The 17,446-nt window shown below is 53.4% G+C and carries 12 protein-coding genes; 10 read left to right on the top strand and 2 right to left on the bottom strand.

Features of this window, described 5'->3' with window-relative positions; translation table 11 throughout:
- Positions 1-232: 232 nt before the first annotated feature.
- Entirely contained in the window at positions 233-2,296 is a 2,064-nt protein-coding gene (locus QMO62_RS04745) for a beta-galactosidase (RefSeq protein ID WP_284638959.1), read from the bottom strand.
- A gap of 227 nt (positions 2,297-2,523) precedes the next feature.
- On the opposite strand from QMO62_RS04745, the gene QMO62_RS04750 reads away from it, so the two are divergent.
- The 8 genes from QMO62_RS04750 (at position 2,524) to QMO62_RS04785 (ending at position 13,641) form a co-directional block, all read left to right on the top strand.
- The gene (locus QMO62_RS04750; RefSeq protein ID WP_284638960.1) at positions 2,524-3,495 is read left to right on the top strand and encodes an ABC transporter permease; all 972 of its coding nucleotides are present in this window, start codon (positions 2,524-2,526) and stop codon (positions 3,493-3,495) included.
- A gap of 36 nt (positions 3,496-3,531) precedes the next feature.
- Complete coding sequence (locus tag QMO62_RS04755) at positions 3,532-4,416, top strand: carbohydrate ABC transporter permease (RefSeq protein WP_284638961.1); 885 nt, start codon at positions 3,532-3,534, stop codon at positions 4,414-4,416.
- 45 nt (positions 4,417-4,461) lie between these two features.
- Positions 4,462-6,033, top strand: a complete 1,572-nt coding sequence (locus tag QMO62_RS04760; protein ID WP_284638962.1) for an extracellular solute-binding protein — start codon at positions 4,462-4,464, stop codon at positions 6,031-6,033.
- Positions 6,034-6,249: 216 nt separating this feature from the next.
- Positions 6,250-8,529, top strand: coding sequence for a helix-turn-helix domain-containing protein (locus tag QMO62_RS04765; protein WP_284638963.1), 2,280 nt, complete (start codon positions 6,250-6,252; stop codon positions 8,527-8,529).
- Positions 8,530-8,658: 129 nt separating this feature from the next.
- A complete protein-coding gene (locus QMO62_RS04770; RefSeq protein ID WP_284638964.1) occupies positions 8,659-11,247 on the top strand; it encodes an exo-rhamnogalacturonan lyase family protein in 2,589 nt (862 codons plus the stop codon).
- Positions 11,237-11,935 carry a DUF1961 family protein gene (locus QMO62_RS04775; RefSeq protein ID WP_284638965.1) on the top strand — a complete coding sequence of 233 codons (699 nt, stop codon included), beginning with the start codon at positions 11,237-11,239 and terminating at the stop codon, positions 11,933-11,935. The genes QMO62_RS04770 and QMO62_RS04775 overlap by 11 nt, the downstream gene beginning before the upstream one ends.
- 16 nt (positions 11,936-11,951) lie before the next feature.
- Entirely contained in the window at positions 11,952-12,809 is an 858-nt protein-coding gene (locus tag QMO62_RS04780; protein ID WP_284638966.1) for a glycoside hydrolase family 43 protein, read from the top strand.
- Positions 12,810-12,837: 28 nt separating this feature from the next.
- Positions 12,838-13,641, top strand: coding sequence for a polysaccharide deacetylase family protein (locus tag QMO62_RS04785; RefSeq protein ID WP_284638967.1), 804 nt, complete (start codon positions 12,838-12,840; stop codon positions 13,639-13,641).
- A gap of 76 nt (positions 13,642-13,717) precedes the next feature.
- Here QMO62_RS04785 and QMO62_RS04790 read toward each other — a convergent pair whose 3' ends face one another.
- Entirely contained in the window at positions 13,718-14,557 is an 840-nt protein-coding gene (locus tag QMO62_RS04790; protein ID WP_284638968.1) for a helix-turn-helix transcriptional regulator, read from the bottom strand.
- Between the two features lie 182 nt (positions 14,558-14,739).
- Between QMO62_RS04790 and QMO62_RS04795 the strand changes: the two genes are divergently transcribed.
- The gene (locus QMO62_RS04795; RefSeq protein ID WP_284638969.1) at positions 14,740-15,879 is read left to right on the top strand and encodes a prenyltransferase/squalene oxidase repeat-containing protein; all 1,140 of its coding nucleotides are present in this window, start codon (positions 14,740-14,742) and stop codon (positions 15,877-15,879) included.
- A gap of 4 nt (positions 15,880-15,883) precedes the next feature.
- Complete coding sequence (locus QMO62_RS04800) at positions 15,884-17,437, top strand: glycoside hydrolase family 43 protein (RefSeq protein WP_284638970.1); 1,554 nt, start codon at positions 15,884-15,886, stop codon at positions 17,435-17,437.
- The last annotated feature ends 9 nt before the right edge of the window (positions 17,438-17,446 follow it).

Genomic DNA, 17,446 nt, shown 5'->3' on the forward strand with positions numbered 1-17,446 from the left:
GAGGGGGCGGGATTTTTCGTATTTTAGTGTATATGCGGGAGGATTCCTGTAACGTTATGGAATCACCTTAATGTAGCGAACATGAGTTCAGCTGCGACTGTAGGGTGAAAAAATAACGTTACAGGGCGTCCGGTGCCTATCCTGGCCCGGAACCGCTTGCTGTAACGTTATCAAATCACCTTAATGTGCCGAATATGAGTCCAACTGGGCCCTGTAAAGTGAAAAAGTCACGTTACAAACCGCCATCGAACTGAATCACCTTATACTCGAAACGGCCCAGCTCCAGCTTGCCAGCCGGGTAGCGCTCCTGCGTAACCGGATCGAAGCCGTCCTTCGGAAGCGTAACGCTGCCGCCGGCGCCGTCCATGTTCACGACGACCCAAACGTCGTAGCCGTCTCCACGGCGAGGCGCCACGATCGTGCCTTTCGTCACATCGGAGCGTACGGTTACTCCGGCCTCCTCCGCATAATGGGTGATGAGGCTTCGAAGCAGCAGGTCGCCCGCCTCACCGGCAGGCATCGAGCCGAGCATGACGATTTTGCCTTGGCCATGGCGCTTCTCGGTAATAAAGCTCAGCCCCGGCGTTACACCGGCGACGACAGTGCCCACCGCCTCAGCCTCCTTAGGCTCGAAGACGGCGCTCCACAGCGAGAGCGGAGCGGTTACCCCAAAGGCGCTTCCCAGCGCACCGCCAATGGAGCCGCCTGAGGTGTTGTCCAAGGCGCCGTTTAAGGAGCCGCTGCCGTCCATAGGGAACGTGTATAGCGTTTCCACGCCTGCTACTGCCTCGAGCTTCCCGAGTGCCGCTGTCGTCTGGACGGTGTGCTCCTCCGTACGTCCCCCGGTCAGCGGTCCGATTACCCACACGCCGCCATTCGCGACGAATGCGGTGGCGCGTTCCAGAAGCTCGTCGGAGAGGTAAGGCAGGAAAGGCGTAAAGAGAAGCTTATAGCCTTCCAGGCTCGCTCCCTCCGGAATGAGGTCCCGATGAACGCCCGTATGAAGAATTTGCTCGTAGAAGTGAGTGACCAGCCCGCGATGATTCATTTTCCGGTGCGGCTCCGTACGTAAGAACGCCTTGGAACGATCGGAGTAGGTCATGGCTACCTCCGCCTGCCGAGGGCGAGTAGCCAGCATGGTTGGCTCGATTCTCTGCCGGGCTTCCTCCACCTCAAGCACATTGGCATAGCCGACGGTCGGCTTGCCCCAGGCACTGAGCACCGATCCGTGCGGCTGCTCGCAGCCGGCGCGCTGCTGTCTCCACAGCCAATAGCAGAACGCTTCTGCGCCTAAAGCATAAGCGGCCACAGCCTCGGCCCTCAAGTAGCCGTTCGGATGAGGAGCGGCGTAGCTCTCAAGCGAAGCGGCGTGGGAGGGACTCGTCTCCATAATCCAATAATCGCGGCCTCGTTTAAAATTTCTCCACAGATCGTTATTAATCAGATAAGCAGGGAAATTATTAAAGGTTGCATACGTATCGAACGACGCGAAATCCAGCTCGCGGAATAACCGTTCGTTATCTACGCTGAAGGCGACGCTGCTGTTATGGGTGATCGGGGCATCGGAGTACTGCCGGATAATCGCGGCCTGCTCGTCCGAGAACTGAGCGATCTTCTCATAAGAGAACAGCTGGTACATCGTCTTCAAGGAAGAGTTGTGAAGGAACGGAGTAGGACCAGGCTGCGGCACTTGATCGAAGCTGAGGTAATACTCGCTCCAGATGTCCGTGCCCCATGCTTCGTTCAGCTTCTCGATCGTGCCGTAGCGCTCTTCCAGCCATGCATGCCATTGGGTCAGGCAAGTGGCGCACATGCATTCGGAAACGTGAGCCTTAAATTCGTTGTCGATCTGCCAGCCGATGAGACCGGGCAAGCGTCCGACCGCCTTGGCAATATGCTCTGTAATCATCGCCGCTTTCTGACGAAAATAAGGCTGGTTCGTACAAGCATGCTGACGTGAGCCGTGCCCCATGACCTGCAGCTGGTCGTTCACATACATGCGTTCGGGATGACCATGCGAGAACCAGATCGGCGGCGTCGGTGTCGGGGTGCACATAACAGTCTCAATGCCGTTTTCGTACAAGCGCTCGATGATTTCCACAAAAAAGCTAATATCGATGTTTCCTTCTGTCGGCTCCATACGGGACCAGGCAAATTCGCCGATCCGCATGACGTTCATTCCGGCTTGTTTCATGAGCTCGATGTCCTGCTTCAGCACCGCTTCGTCCCAAAGCTCAGGATACCAGGCGGCTCCATGATATAGTTTGCTTGCCAACCTTATCACCTTTTTCTTCATTAATACATTAACTATATTCGGTTTCCCGGATGGGGACAATAGTAGCTTTTTGCGCGCATTTTACCTGTTACTACTCTAGTTTTGCCGGGTTTGCACTATTTTGAAAGGGGGTGCAAAGTCCGGTAAATCCCGCATTTTCAAGAATTTCCGATTGGCGGAAAGCCGGGGAGAGGAGATAATCAGCTTACACCGGTTGCTACGCGATAAATTATTTGGAGGTGCAGGGGATGAAGCAAACGGCTGCTCCCAGCTCAATCGAGCATTTACAGAAAAATAAAACCGAAACTTCCAGCCGGACAAGTGTCCTGGGGCGGCTGCGGAAGGATAAATGGCTGTACTTGCTTTTACTGCCGGGCCTATTATATTTCATCATTTTTAAATACGTGCCGATGTGGGGCGTACTGCTCGCTTTTAAAAACTATCAGCCGTTTTTAGGATTTTGGAAAAGCGAATGGGTCGGCCTTGAGCATTTTCGGGTTTTCTTCAGCAATCCTGAATTTTTCATGCTGCTGCGCAATACGCTGCTGCTCTCGTTCTACAACCTGCTGTTCTTTTTCCCGGCGCCGATCATTCTTGCGCTTCTATTAAATGAAGTCAGGGTGGCATTCTACAAAAGGACGATTCAGACGTTAGTGTATGTACCGCACTTTATTTCGATGGTTATCGTAGCCAGCTTAACCTATGTGTTTCTGACAACAGAGGGCGGACTGATTAACGAGCTTCTGATGAAGTATACCGGGGCGAAAATCGAATTTCTTGCCAGCCCCGACTGGTTCCGGCCGATGATCATCATTCAGACGATCTGGAAGGAATGCGGCTTTGGTACGATCATCTTCCTGGCAGCGCTTGCCGGTGTGGATGTAGAGCAATATGAAGCGGCGATCATGGACGGAGCCAACCGCTGGAGACAAACGTGGCACATTACGCTGCCGTCCATCCGCAGCACCATTATCATTCTGCTTATTCTCCGAATGGGCGATGTCCTCGATAACGGCTTCGAGCAAATCTTCTTGATGCTCAATCCGCTCAATCGGGAGGTTGCGGAGGTATTCGATACGTACGTATATATGATGGGTATCACTCAAGGTGCGTTCAGCTATAGTACGGCGGTCGGATTGTTTAAAGCGATTGTAGGCATCATTCTGGTGATGGGCTCGAACTGGCTGGCGAAGCGTTTCGGGCAGGCAAGCATTTATTAATGAAACATTTATTAATGAAACAAAGGAGGTAACAGCATGGGCAAAAGATATAGAACGATCGGCGGAACGATCTTTGACTTATCCAACTATGTGCTGCTTGGGCTTGTCGGGATTGTCTCCGTTCTCCCTTTCCTATATGTGATCGCCGGCTCCTTCGCCTCGGATGCGGAGCTGACCAAGAGGGCCGTGTTCCTGATCCCGGAGACGTTCACTACGTCCGCTTATGAATTTATTTTCTCCACGGACACGATCATCAAAAGTATTTGGGTTTCGATTTATGTAACGGTGCTAGGTACGCTAGTCAATCTGTTCTTCACCGTTTCGATGGCTTATGCGTTATCGAAGAGAAATTTGATGGGCCGCAATACGGTGCTGAATCTCATTATTTTCTCGATGCTGTTCGGCGGAGGCTTGATTCCAACCTATCTGGTCGTTCGCGAGCTGCATCTGCTGGATACGTACTGGGCGTTAATGATTCCCGGCGCCATCAGCGCATTTAACCTGATCATCGTGAAAAACTTCTTTCAAGAGCTCCCTCCGGAGCTGGAGGAGGCGGCCAAAATCGACGGCTGCTCGGAGCTAGGGCTGCTTTGGAAAATCGTCCTGCCGTTATCGATGCCGGTGCTGGCCACCTTCACCTTATTTTATGCGGTCGGTCATTGGAATAACTTCTTCTCGGCGCTGCTCTACATCAATGATCCTTCCAAGTGGCCTCTGCAGGTTATGCTGAGACAGATCGTTCTGCTCTCGCAGGCAGCGGCAGGCGACTTGAACTCGATGGACCCAAGCTTCGTGAAGCCGCCGGAGCAATCCATCAAGATGGCTGTTATCGTTGTAGGCACCATTCCCATTTTGCTCGTCTATCCGTTCCTGCAAAAGCATTTTGCCAAAGGGGTCTTGATCGGCTCGGTCAAGGGGTAATACGGATTACGATATATAGTAAGAATATAAGGGAGGCAAAAGAAAATGAAGAAAAACACGAAAAAATGGATTTCCATGGCGGCAGTCGGTACGGTTGCCATGACAAGTGTCATCGGCTGCAGCACGGGGAAGGAAGCGGCACCGTCCGGTACTGCAGGGGCTGCTAACGGACAATCGGCCCAAAGCCAGGCTCCGCTCGACCTGTCGATCATGATTCCGATTTTCAAAACGAATTATCCGAAGGACGACGGCCCGGTTACTACCGAGATCGAGAAAAAAACGAATACTAACATCCATCTCGAGTGGGTGCCGAACTCCTCTTATACCGATAAGTTTAACATTACTCTTGCTTCCGGCAAGCTGCCTCATATCATTTATGTCGGGGATGTGAAAAATCCAAGCTTCGTCAATGCGGCGAAATCCGGGGCGTTCTGGGAAGTGGGACCTTACCTGAAGGATTTCCCGAATCTCAGCAAAGCCAATCCGGTCATCATGAATAACTCCTCCATTGACGGCAAAAACTACGGTATTTACCGCGGTCGCGCCTTGGGTCGAAACGGTATCAACTACCGTAAGGATTGGTTGGAAGCGGTCGGCATGCAGCCGCCAAAAACGATCGACGACTTCTACAACATGTTGAAAGCGTTTAAAGAAAAGGATCCAGATAAGAACGGCAAGGATGACACCTACGGTATGGTGCTCGTGAAATGGACCGGTCAATGGGCCAGCGGCTTTGATACGATCAAGCTCTGGTTCGGAGCTCCGAACAAGTGGGGCATTAAGGACGGGAAAATGGTACCGGAGCATCAAACGGCCGAGTATCTTGAAGCGTTGAAATTCATGAAGAAACTGTATGACGAAAAGCTGATCAACCAGGATTTTGCCGTGTTTGATTCGGCGAAGTGGAACGATCCGGTTGTCAACGGTCAAGCTGGGGTTATCGTTGACGTAACCGATAATGCGGCGCGTTTGGACGATAAAATCCATCAGCTGCTGCAGAAGGAAGGCAAGGATAAGCCGGATGTGCACTACGTCGACAATATGATCGGCGTCACGGGCAAGCACGGATTGAAAGCATTGCCAACCTCGGGCTTCGCCGGAATGCTGGCGATTCCGAAGTCGACCGTGAAGACGGAAGAAGAATTGAAGCGCGTGCTGAAATTCATCGATCAAATGAACGAGCCGGAACTGCAAACCTTGGCCGGCTACGGCATCGAAGGCAAGCATTATACGAAGGACGGGGACGCGGTAATGCCTTCCAAGGATGCGGCGCTGCTTGAGGCCGAAGTAGAAGGCTTGAACCAAATGCTGACGTTTATTCCGGAAGACCGCGGCCTCAAGGTGAAGCAAACTCCGCTTCGTCTGCAAACAACCAAGATTCAGAAGGAAGCAGAGCAGTACATCGTAGCGAACCCTGCGGAGCCTTTCATCTCGAAGGTTTACTCGCAAAAGGGGCAGCAGCTGGATAATATCATCAACGACGCGCGCATCAAATTCATTGTAGGCCAAATCGATGAGGCAGCCTTGAACGCAGCCTTCGACACCTGGAAGAAATCCGGCGGGGACGATCTGGTGAAGGAAATGAACGAGCTCTACGCCGCTACTGCGAAGAAGTAAGCCGCTGAGGAAGGACTGTTCCGCCTGTTACTTGAAGAGAAGTTTCACTTCAGGGACGGCAGGACGGTCCTTTTTTTCCATCATCAGGTCGAATATAATAAGAAAGTCGGAAAAGTAATGAAAGGAGTCGGAATATTCACTTGCAGGAGCCGTTCTGACGTAATACGCTATGAAGAAGCTTCCTGACAAGTAATTCTCGAATCGGATGGTGACATCATGCGCTTTTATAAGAAGAGTCTGATCATGATCTTTATCGTCTCCGGAATCCCCGGGCTCATCCTAGGGGCATTCGTTTATTGGATGGCCGGCGGGCGAGTGGAGAAGGAGCTCTTGCAGCTTCATCATCAGCAGATCGAGCAGAGATCGCACAATATCGACGATCAGCTGGGCAACTTGGAAATGCTGCTGTCCCACTGGGCCTTCGATAACAAATTCGACTACAGCTTAAACGGCTATGATTTTGTTAAAAACTTCGACAGAACGCAGGACATCACCAAGACACTGATCGTGATGCAAGGCTCCAATTCCATGGTGAAGCGGGCTGAGCTCTATGTCGGCGGTAAGCAGCCTGTTTTGTTTTATCCCGAATATACGGGAGTGGACCCGCAGAAGGCCACAGCTGTGTACGAGCCGTTGATTCAAGGAAAAAATGTGACGTATTGGACGCAGTGGGCATTTGATCCGAGCCGTCCGGAGAGCAAGGACCTGGCTCTCGTTCACCAGGTTCCCGGCGGAAGCCTTCAGCCCTTCGGTGCGTTGATTTTCCGTTTTGACGAACAGAAGGTTGCGAATATGCTCCAAACGATGTCGCCTTATCACGATGGGGAGACGTTCTTATTGCAAAGCTCGGGTGATTTATTCGTATCCGGCACAGGAAGCGCTTCCAGCTCTCCTCTGGTTACGGCATTGCGTGAGAAAATACAGACGGCGGGTTCGGGTAAAGGATCCTTCGTCTTTACATGGAAAGATACGACATACACTGTGTCCTACGGAAATTTGTCACGAATAGCCGCTGATTGGACCTTTGTATCCGCTTCTCCGATTACGAGCATCACATCGCCGGTGGTCTTTATATCCAAGCTCATTATTTCTTTAAGTCTTATGGCGCTGCTTATTGCAGGACTTTTGGCTTGGCTGGCTTCACGGCGGATCTATTCACCGGTGAAGCGGCTGGTTACTTTGCTTGGCGGGAATGCCGTTGCAGTCGGGGCGGAGGATGAATTCACGCTCATGGAGAAGCAGTGGGAACACCTGCGTAGGGAGAGCCTGGAGCTGAACACGAAGCTCTCGGAGCAGCTTCCCCATGTGAAGGAGAGCTTCCTGCATCAGCTGCTGCAGGGATACCTTTCGGCTTATTCGGAAGAGGATCTGCTGCGCCGAATGGAGCGTTTTAAGTGGGACGTGCGGAGCCGCCGATATATCGTTGTTTATGTACAACTGCTTGGAATTACGAGCGTCGAAGGGAAGTTCCGCGACGGTGATGAGGGCCTTGTGACCTTCGCTGCGGTCAACATGATCGGAGAGCTCGCCTCCGAATATTTCGAGCAGAGCGATACGATCAACTTCCACGATTTGACGGCCGGGCTGCTGCTCATGGTGGAGAAAGAGGATGACTACCGCGAGAGATTGCAGGGCTTTTGCGAGCAATTAACGGATTACATTAACAAAATATTGAAAATGCGGGTCGCCATGGCGATCAGCCGCACCGTGCCTCACATCTCGGAGGTGCCTCTTGCCTTCGAGCAGGCGAAGCATTCCGTCAGCTATCGCAGCTACGAGAATGTGAATCAGCTAATCGATTTGCAGGAGGACGGTCGGGAAGATAATGAGACGGAGATCCTTCCTTATCCGTTCAACCTGGAGCGTGAGCTGATTCAGGCGCTTCGTACGGGAAGGGAAGAGGAAGCCTACGATTTGTTAAATGACTTCCTGCGCACCTTGTCCGGCAAGGGGGCCAAGGAAATTGACGTTCAGCAAGGGATGCTGCATCTATTAGGAAGCATTCAGCATGCCATTATGGTATCGGGCATCCAGCCAAGCCGATTATTCAAGGGTGCGAATCTGTACGAGCAATTATCCCAGATTCGTGAGCCGAAACAAATTCTGGAATGGTTCCATGAGAAGGTCGTCGCTCCATTCCTGAGAGAGCTTACCGGCCGTTCCGACGCTCAGGTGAAGCGGATTATCGAGCAGGCGATGATCTATTTGCAGGAAAATTATCAGCAGGACATCTCGCTCGACAACTGCGCGGATCATATCGGTACGAATCCGTTCTTTCTGAGCAAGTCGTTTAAGCAGGTGACCGGAAAAAACTTTATCGATTATTTGACGGAGCTGCGCATTGAGAAGGCGAAGCAGCTGCTGCGGGAGTCGGAATTGAAGATCAATGATGTCGCCGGGATGGTAGGCTATCAGCACAGCTATTTCAACCGGATCTTCAAGAAGCTGGAAGGCATGACTCCGACGCGCTACCGGGAGCTGAGCCGGAATTCTTGATCGGCAAGGATGTGCAAAGCGGTAAAAAAAGTCCAAACGGCATCGTTCCCTCGAACAATAAAGTCCCATTGAAGGCAAAGCGGCTGCTTCCTACAATGGGACTATGATTGGGAAGGAGAGGGAGAGATCATGTCAGCGGAAACGAAGATTGCATTGCGGTGGCTGCAGCAGGAAGCATCCTTGCCTGTCGGAGTGACCTGGGGAGTTCCTTGGAAGGAAGGCGAGCTGAAGCGGGAGGAACCGCTTTGTCTGCAGGCGTCGGGAGACGGACAGGCGGTGCCGGTGCAAAGCTGGCCTACAGCTTTTTGGCCGGACGGCAGTGTGAAGTGGTCGGCCCATGCTGCCGTACTGGGCAGAGGAGAGGGTGAAGGTCTTACCTTGAAGAAAGGGCAGGCGTCCGATCCTAAGCATAACGTGGCTGTAACGGAAACGGAAGACACGATCGCCCTGGATACGGGAGTCATCGTCGTAACCTTGGGCAAGCGGGGAGCCGGCTTATTGCGGAGTATCGTCCGGGACGGAACGGAGGTATGCAGCGGTGGAGAGCTCGTCTGTCTGAAGGAGGAACGCAGTGAAGTTTCAGGTGCAGCAATGACCCGGGAGCTGCGCTTCGAGAGCCGGCTTCTTCGAGCTGTTGTGGAGCAAGCAGGACCCCTGCGTGCCGTCGTGAGGCTGGACGGAAGGCATCGCGGTGTCAACGGCACTCGAGAATGGCTGCCTTTCACGCTGAGGTTGTATGTATATGCCGGACTGGATTCGATACGGCTGGTGCATACGTTTTTTTATGACGGAAACCCGCATCAGGATTTTATCAAGGGGCTCGGAATTCGCTTCGCCGTGCCGATGAAGGGGGCTCAGTACAATCGTCATGTCCGTTTCGCAGGAGACAGCGGCTATTTCAGCGAATCGCCGAAGACGCTTCATACCCGTCGTACGAAGGGCAAATATCGTGAGCTGTTCGAGCGCCAAACGGCGGGACAGCCGGTCGCCTTCGATGCTGCGGAGGATGCCTACTTCCTCAGCCTGCTGGACGATTCGGCAACCTGGGACAGCTTCAAGCTGGTGCAGAGCTCCTCGGAGCACTACCGCCTCTCGAAGCGAACCAAGGAGGGCTGCAGCTGGGTGAAGGTGACCGACGGACATCGTGCCGGGGGGCTCGGGTACGTTGGCGGAGAAGGAGGAGGCTTAGCCGCCGGCCTGAGGCATTTTTGGAAGAAGCATCCGTCCGGGTTGGAGGTGCACGGAACAGCCGGCTCAGAGGCGGCCTTCACGGTATGGCTCTGGTCACCGGACTGTGAGCCGATGGACCTGCGCCATTATGATACGGAAACGCATGTGGAATCCTCCTACGAAGGGGCGGAGGAGCTTCGGGCCACGCCCTACGGGATTGCGAACACAAATGAGCTGACGCTGTGGTGCTTGCCGCAAACTCCCGGGACGGAGCAGCTGGATCGCATGCTGAAGGAGTCTCAGAGCCCGTCGCTGCTTGTCTGTGAGCCGGAGTACTACCGCTCGGCAGGCGCCTTCGGCCTCTGGAGCTTGCCGGACCGGAGCAGTGAGCTGAAGCGAAAGCTGGAGAATCGTCTGGAAGGTATCATTTCTTTCTACCAGGATGAGGTAGAGCAGCGAAAATGGTACGGCTTATGGGACTACGGCGATTACATGCACAGCTATGATCCGGTACGCCACGTGTGGAACTACGACCTGGGCGGCTGTGCCTGGCAGAACACGGAGCTGGCTCCGAATATGTGGCTCTGGGTCATGTTTCTGCGGACAGGCCGCGGAGACATCTTCCGCATGGCGGAAGCGATGACCCGTCACACCAGCGAGGTGGACGTATACCACTTTGGCGAGTATGCGGGACTCGGCTCGAGGCACAATGTCGTACACTGGGGCTGCGGCTGCAAGGAAGCTCGCATCGGTATGGCGGGACTGCACCGATATTATTATTACTTAACGGCGGATGAGCGGATCGGCGATATCATGGATGAAGTGAAGGATTCGGACTTCGCCACGGTGAATCTCGATCCGATGCGGGCTTATTTTCCGAAGGACGAGCATCCGACACATATCCGGGTCGGTCCGGATTGGGCGGCCTTCAGCTCCAACTGGATGACCCGTTGGGAGCGATATGAGGATACAGCCTACCGTGACAAAATTATGGTGGGTCTCGACTGCATCAAGAAGGCGAACTATCGTCTGATCTCGGGTCCTACCTACGGCTATGATCCAAAAACCGGAGTGTTGACCCCGATGGGCGATGATAACTGGGGACGGCATCTGGCGATCTGTATGGGCGGCCCTCAGGTATGGTTCGAGCTGGCCGCCATGCTGAAGGATCCGGAATGGGAGGATATGCTCGCGGAGTTCGGCGTTTATTATAACAAATCCCAGGAAGAGAAAGATGTCCTGACGCAGGGTGCGATCAGCACCAAGCATTTTGAGCATCCTGTGCTCAGTGCTGCGATCGTCGCTTATGGCGCGTATTACCGTAAAGATGCGGAAACGGCACGGAAATGCTGGTCGATTCTGATGGGCAATCCGTTCTATCAGGTTGACCTGCAGACGGAAGCCGCAATCGTTACGCATGTAGATACATTAAACGAAATCGATTGGATGAATACGAACGAAGCGGCTCAGTGGTCGCTCAATACGATTATTGCGCTGGAGCTGATCTCGGAGCATCTTCCGGAGGGAGCTGAGAACCATGGAAAGTAAAGGAAATATCAACGGCATGATTCCGTCCGAATGGAAGCTTCTATATGAGAACGCCCTGGCATCGGAGAAGGACATTCTCGGCTTTCGGATGGAAGGGGACGGAGCCGTCTCCTTCCCGATGGGGCGGATGAGGCTGGAAAGCACCCGCGACCCGGGAGAGGGACAGAAGGCGAATCTGGTATACTGGTGCCCCGAGGATTTCCCGGGGGATCTTGCGATCTCATGGGACTTCTGGCCGATTCGCGAGCCGGGACTGGCGATCATGTTTCTCAGCGCCAAAGGAGCGGGAGGCGAGGATCTGTTCGACCCGGCGCTGGCGGAGCGCAACGGGATTTACGATCAATATCATCATGGTGATATGAACGCCTTCCACATTTCCTACTTCCGCCGAAGGTGGGCGGAGGAGCGCCAGTTCCATACGTGCAATCTGCGCAAAAGCTACGGCTTTCATCTCGTCGCGCAAGGCGCTGATCCGATTCCCGGCGTCCAGGATGCCGCCGGTCCTTATCGCATGCTTATTGTAAAGCAGGGAGCTGCTTTATTGTTCGCCGTGAATGAGATGGTTTTGTTCCGCTGGGAGGACGACGGAGTTACATGGGGCCCGCTGCTGGGCGGCGGAAAGCTCGGCTTCCGGCAAATGGCGCCGCTCATCGCGGAATATGCTAATTTGAAGGTTTATGCGCCCTAAGGAGTGAAGGTGACCTATGCTTAGAACGTCAGAAATACGCGTCCGGGATCCCTTCGTTTTGCCGGTCCCGGAGGAGAAGGCGTATTATTTGTTCGGAACGACGGACGACAATGTATGGGACGGAGCCGCCGAAGGCTTCAACGTGTACCGGAGCACCGATTTGGAGCACTGGGAGGGACCGTTTCCGGCGTTTCGGCCGGAGGCGGGCTTTTGGGCGGATCGGCACTTTTGGGCTCCGGAGGTTCACTTGTACCAAAGTAGGTACTATATGCTGGCTTCCTTCAAGGCGGAAGGGCAGTGCAGGGGGACGCAGGTGCTGCTATCGGAATCAGGACCGCAAGGTCCCTACGCTCCGGTTACGAACGGGCCGGTGACACCAAGGGACTGGGAATGCCTTGACGGCACGTTGTATGTCGATAAGGAAGGAAAGCCATGGATGGTCTTTTGCCGCGAGTGGCTGCAGGTGCAGGACGGGGAAATGTACGCTATGCCCCTGCGTGAGGACTTAAGCGCCGCTTCCGGGGAACCGGCTTTGCTTTTCCAGGCATCCTCGGCGCCGTGGTCGCGCCCTGTGCGGGAGGTCAACTACGTTACGGACGGACCTTTCCTCTGGGAGGACGGACAAGGAGGCTTGCTGATGCTTTGGTCCAGTATCGGCAGTAAGGGATATGCGATGGGAATTGCCCGATCGGCCTCAGGGGACATCCTCGGACCGTGGATTCAGGAGGAGAAGCCGTTCTTTGCGAAAGATGGGGGACACGGCATGCTGTTCCACGCTTTGGACGGGGCTCTCTATCTTGCCATTCATACGCCGAACAAGTCGCCGAACGAGAGAGCGGTGTTTATTCCGATAAAACCGGAATCTTTGGTATAATTAGTCGTTAGAGAGGGGAGAGGTAACGATGCCAAAGGTGTTAATGTGCTTTCCGGGCGGAAGGCATAAGGCGCTCACGATGAGCTATGACGACGGCCGAAACGCCGACAAGCGGCTGGTGGATATTTTTAACCGCCATGGGATTAAGGGGACCTTCCACATCAACTCCGGCCTGTTCGGAACGCCGGATCGGATTGGGGAGGAAGAGATTAAGGACCTCTATGAGGGGCATGAAATCTCGGCCCATACTCTGACCCATCCCACGATCGCCCGTTGTCCGAACGAGCTCATCGTTCATGAGGTGATGGAGGATCGGAGGAATCTGGAACGGATTGCCGGATATACCGTGAGGGGGATGTCGTATCCGAACGGCTCGTATAACCGCCGGATCAAGGAGCTTCTGCCGGGTCTCGGCATCGAGTACGCCAGGGTCGTACCGAGCACGGGCCATTTCGGCATGCCGGACGATTGGCTCGAATGGCAGCCTACCTGCCACCACAATCGGGATCTGATGAAGCATGCCGAGACGTTTGTCGGGCTGCACAAGACACAATATTTGTATCTCATGTACGTCTGGGGCCACAGCTATGAATTCGACAACGATAACAACTGGCACGTGATAGAGGAGTTTTGCGCCTATGTAGGCGGGAAAGACGAGATCTGGTATGCAACGAATATCGAAATCGTCGATTACACCAAGGCGTTCGAGCAGCTGAAATTTTCGGCAGGCCTGGATTTTGTTTATAACCCGACGGCCATTGATGTTTGGCTTAACGTGGACGGGCAGATGGTAGAAGTGAAAAGCGGCGAGCAAAAGCGCCTGGTAGTGTAGCAATAAACCGGTTCTTAGGGCAGAGCAATCTGCCTAGGGAGCCGGTTTTTATTATGAAGCCTACTTCTCGTTTGCCTCACTTTGCGTCGGTGCCATGGCCGTTCGGCGACGCCTTAATCATTTTCTTATATTCGAGCGGCGACATGGAAGCCACCTGCTTGAACTTCCGGTTGAAGTGCGTGATGTTCATATATCCGACCCGCTCAGCGATTTCGATCACCTTATACGGCGTTTCTCTCAGCAGTCTTTGGGCCTCGCGGATACGCAGCGTATTGATATACTCCGGGAAATTAAAGCCCGTATATCGTTTGAACAGACGGCTGAAATGGAACGGGCTAATATAAAAACGGGCGGAAACCCCCTCCATCGTAAGCGGCTTCCTATAGTGGGAATTGCAGTAATCGATCACCTCCATAATATTCTTGTTCATCGGCACGTAGGCCACCTCGGCCGCTTCCGTCAGCTTACGGTGGGCATAGAGAAGAAGCTGGACAAGCAGTGATTCAAAATAAAGGTCGCGGCCTTGACGGCCTTCCTCAACGTATTCGTTTTTCATTTGGAAAATTAAATTTTCAATGTAGTTTTGCTCCATGGGATTGAATTCGACAATTCGGTTGGGATGATGAAAAGGGGAGAGCAGAAGGTCAAGGTGTTGACCACGATGCGGCTCCAAGAGCTGGTCCGTGAAATAGATGACGGTCCGTTCATGATGCTTGCCGCCGAGAAGCGTTTTATGGATATCATTTTTCTTAATAAAAATCATGGAGCCCTTCTTCACATGATAGGTCCGGTTTTCAATATAGTAATATCGCTCGCCGCCAAACAAATAATAGATTTCATAGTGATCGTGGTAATGAAAACGGGGCATTTCGATATTTTCCGCTTTGGAGAAAGATATTTGATAATCACCTTTCATGGCTGCAGCACCCCTTTCTAACACAAGAATAGCAAAGGTTAACGGAGCATTGCAAACGAAAAAACGCAAAAATAGCAAAGGTTAAGGTGGGAAAGCAGGATAGGTGTAGAGCGGCTTCCCGGGATATGCTACAGTTGCAATACGAAAGTCCCATAAGCTCTAATTCAATCGGAGGGAACCGAATGACACCGACCGGAAAGCGATTTGAATCATTGTTTCAAGAAATGGACGGCTTGTTTCAGCATTTCTACGAGTGGCTGGCCGGGCAGTACGATGCGGCCTCCGGCGGGTTTTATTACGCCCGCAGCTCCTTCGATATGGACCATTTTAAACCGGATATCGAATCCACCGCCCAAGCGTTAAACATCCTAATCCGTTCCGGCTTGCTGGAGAGCATGCCCTCCTCGGTTCGGGAACGGATGATCTCCTTCTTCCAGCAGAAGCAGGATCCGGCCACGGGCTACTTCTACGACGCGGATCCGAATATGCGCTTCGATGAGGTGATGGTATTTCGCGCGCTCGGCTACAGTGTAGGGTCCTTAACCAAGCTGGGAGGGCGGCCGCTGCACAAGCTGCCCCACGAGGCGCAAGAAAGGCCCTCGTATCTTGAGTCGCCCGATGCCTATGTGGCATGGCTGAAGTCGGTGGACCTGCGCAACAGCTGGAGAGGCTGCGATTTCATGGGAGCGCCGAATCACCATTTGGCCCGGATGAGCGAAGAAGAGCGCCGGCCTTATGTGGAGGCGGGAAGACAATATTTTGCTTCGATTCAAGATCCGGAAACCGGTCTGTGGGGCGGGGGCAACCGATATATCCGCATCTCGGGGACATTTAAGCTGCGTGCTTTCTACGACCGTTTTCGTATCCCGGTTCCTCATGTCGACCGCATCTATCGAACGCTGCTGGACTGTCTGCGAAACGATGAGGCTATCGATATGTGCTGGGTGCGCAATCCGATGGATTTGCTCGGAGCTTTCCAGCACGAACTCGTGATTCCGGAGCGGGAGCTGGCCGAGATTCTGGAAATTACAATCGCCAATATGAGGCGGCTGCTTAGGGAGGATGGCGGCTTCTCTCGCGAGCTGAAGCATTCTCCGCCGGCACCGAATGTGGCGCAGGTGAAGGAAGGGGAGTTTTACCCCTATATGCCGAAGCCTGTCCGTATCGGGCAAGGACTTGTAGAGGGAGACATGAATGCCGGGACGCAAGCGCTGCTGATCCGTGAAATCAGCCGGAAGCTGACGGGAGTTCCGCATCGTCCTCTGACGGAATACACACAGGGCTTTTGGGAGCATGTCCGACTAAACAATAAGGAGAAATGAGATCATGTCCCGCGAAACGAATGAACGAACCTATGCGAACCCGATCCTGTCGGGGTTTCATCCCGATCCTTCCATCGTCCGTGTGGGAGACGACTATTATATGGTGAACTCAACCTTTCAATATTTTCCCGCGATCCTCATTTCGCACTCCAAGGATTTGGTTCACTGGGAATATATCGGTCATGGCATCACGAACAGCGAGGATATTCCGCTAGCGGGCTTGCCTGACTCCTTCGGCATTTGGGCTCCGGATATCTCTTACTACAACGGCACGTTTTATATATTCGCAACCTTGCGAAACACCACGGAGAGCGGACGAGTGAACATCATGATGAAGTCCTCTTGTCCGGAGGGACCGTATTCCAAGCCGGTCGTGATCAACCATAAGGGACTTGACCCGTCCCATTTTGTGGATGATGACGGTACTCACTATATGGTGTACGGCAGCAGCGGAGCTACGCTACTTCGATTGAATGACGAATGCACCGAAGCCATCGGGGAACCGGTTACGGTCTGGAAGGGAACAGGACGCGTGTCACCGGAGGGGCCGCATGTTCTGAAAAAGGACGGCTATTACTATATTGTCCAAGCTGAAGGGGGCACCGAATACGGTCATTGTGTCACGATGGCAAGGTCTAAAGATTTATTCGGACCGTATGAGGAATGTCCGCATAATCCTGTACATACCCAATCCGACCGCAGCGCCGCTATTCAAAGAGCAGGCCATGGCAAGCTCGTACAAACGCAGAATGGGGATTGGTGGATGGTCTACCTCGCGGGAAGACCTCTCGGCGGCGGCTATTGTGTGCTCGGAAGAGAAACGTGTCTCGATCCGGTGCATTGGACGGAGGATGGATGGATTTCAGTTAACGAGGGGCGAGGTCCGAGCGATGTACAAACCGCGCCCGCTCTGGTGCAAGCTGTTTATAAGGAGCCGGCGACGGATGATTTCGACGCGGATCGGCTGCCGGTGCACTGGCAGTTCGTCCGCAATCCCGATTCGGAGCATTGGTCGCTTGCCGAACGGCCGGGTCATGTTAGGATTTGGACAGGCGACGAACCTCTCGAGTCCATCGAGGTGCGTAACGTGCTAGTCCGCAGAGAAAGACATCATCATTATACTGCCGCGCTGAAGCTGGATTTTACCCCGAAAAGAGACGGGGAACAGGCGGGCTTGACCTGTTATTACGATTCCCGGTGCTTCCTTCAGCTTGCTCTGACTTATGCGGATGGGATCCGGCTCCGGCTGACGGAGAACAGGGCAAGAACGCTGTCTTGTCTTAGTGATATCCCGTTGGAGACGGCGGGTGTGATTTATTTGAAAGTGGAGGTCGACAAGGAACGCAGAGCTTTCTATTACAGCCGCAATGGGAAAGACTGGAGTCTTGCCGGGGTGGTGCCGGATGCGTTGTTCTTGAGCGACGAAGGGACTCAGGAGAAAAAGGCGTTCACAGGAACGATGGTCGGCTTCTACGCGAACAGCGGAGGCTCAGGTCGACGGATTGCCGCTGATTTTGACTGGTTTCATTATGAAGGCCGAAACGTTTCAATAGGTTAACTACTGCAG

It is taken from the genome of Paenibacillus silviterrae, assembly GCF_030167925.1.
Taxonomy (GTDB): Bacteria; Bacillota; Bacilli; order Paenibacillales; family NBRC-103111; genus Paenibacillus_G; species Paenibacillus_G silviterrae.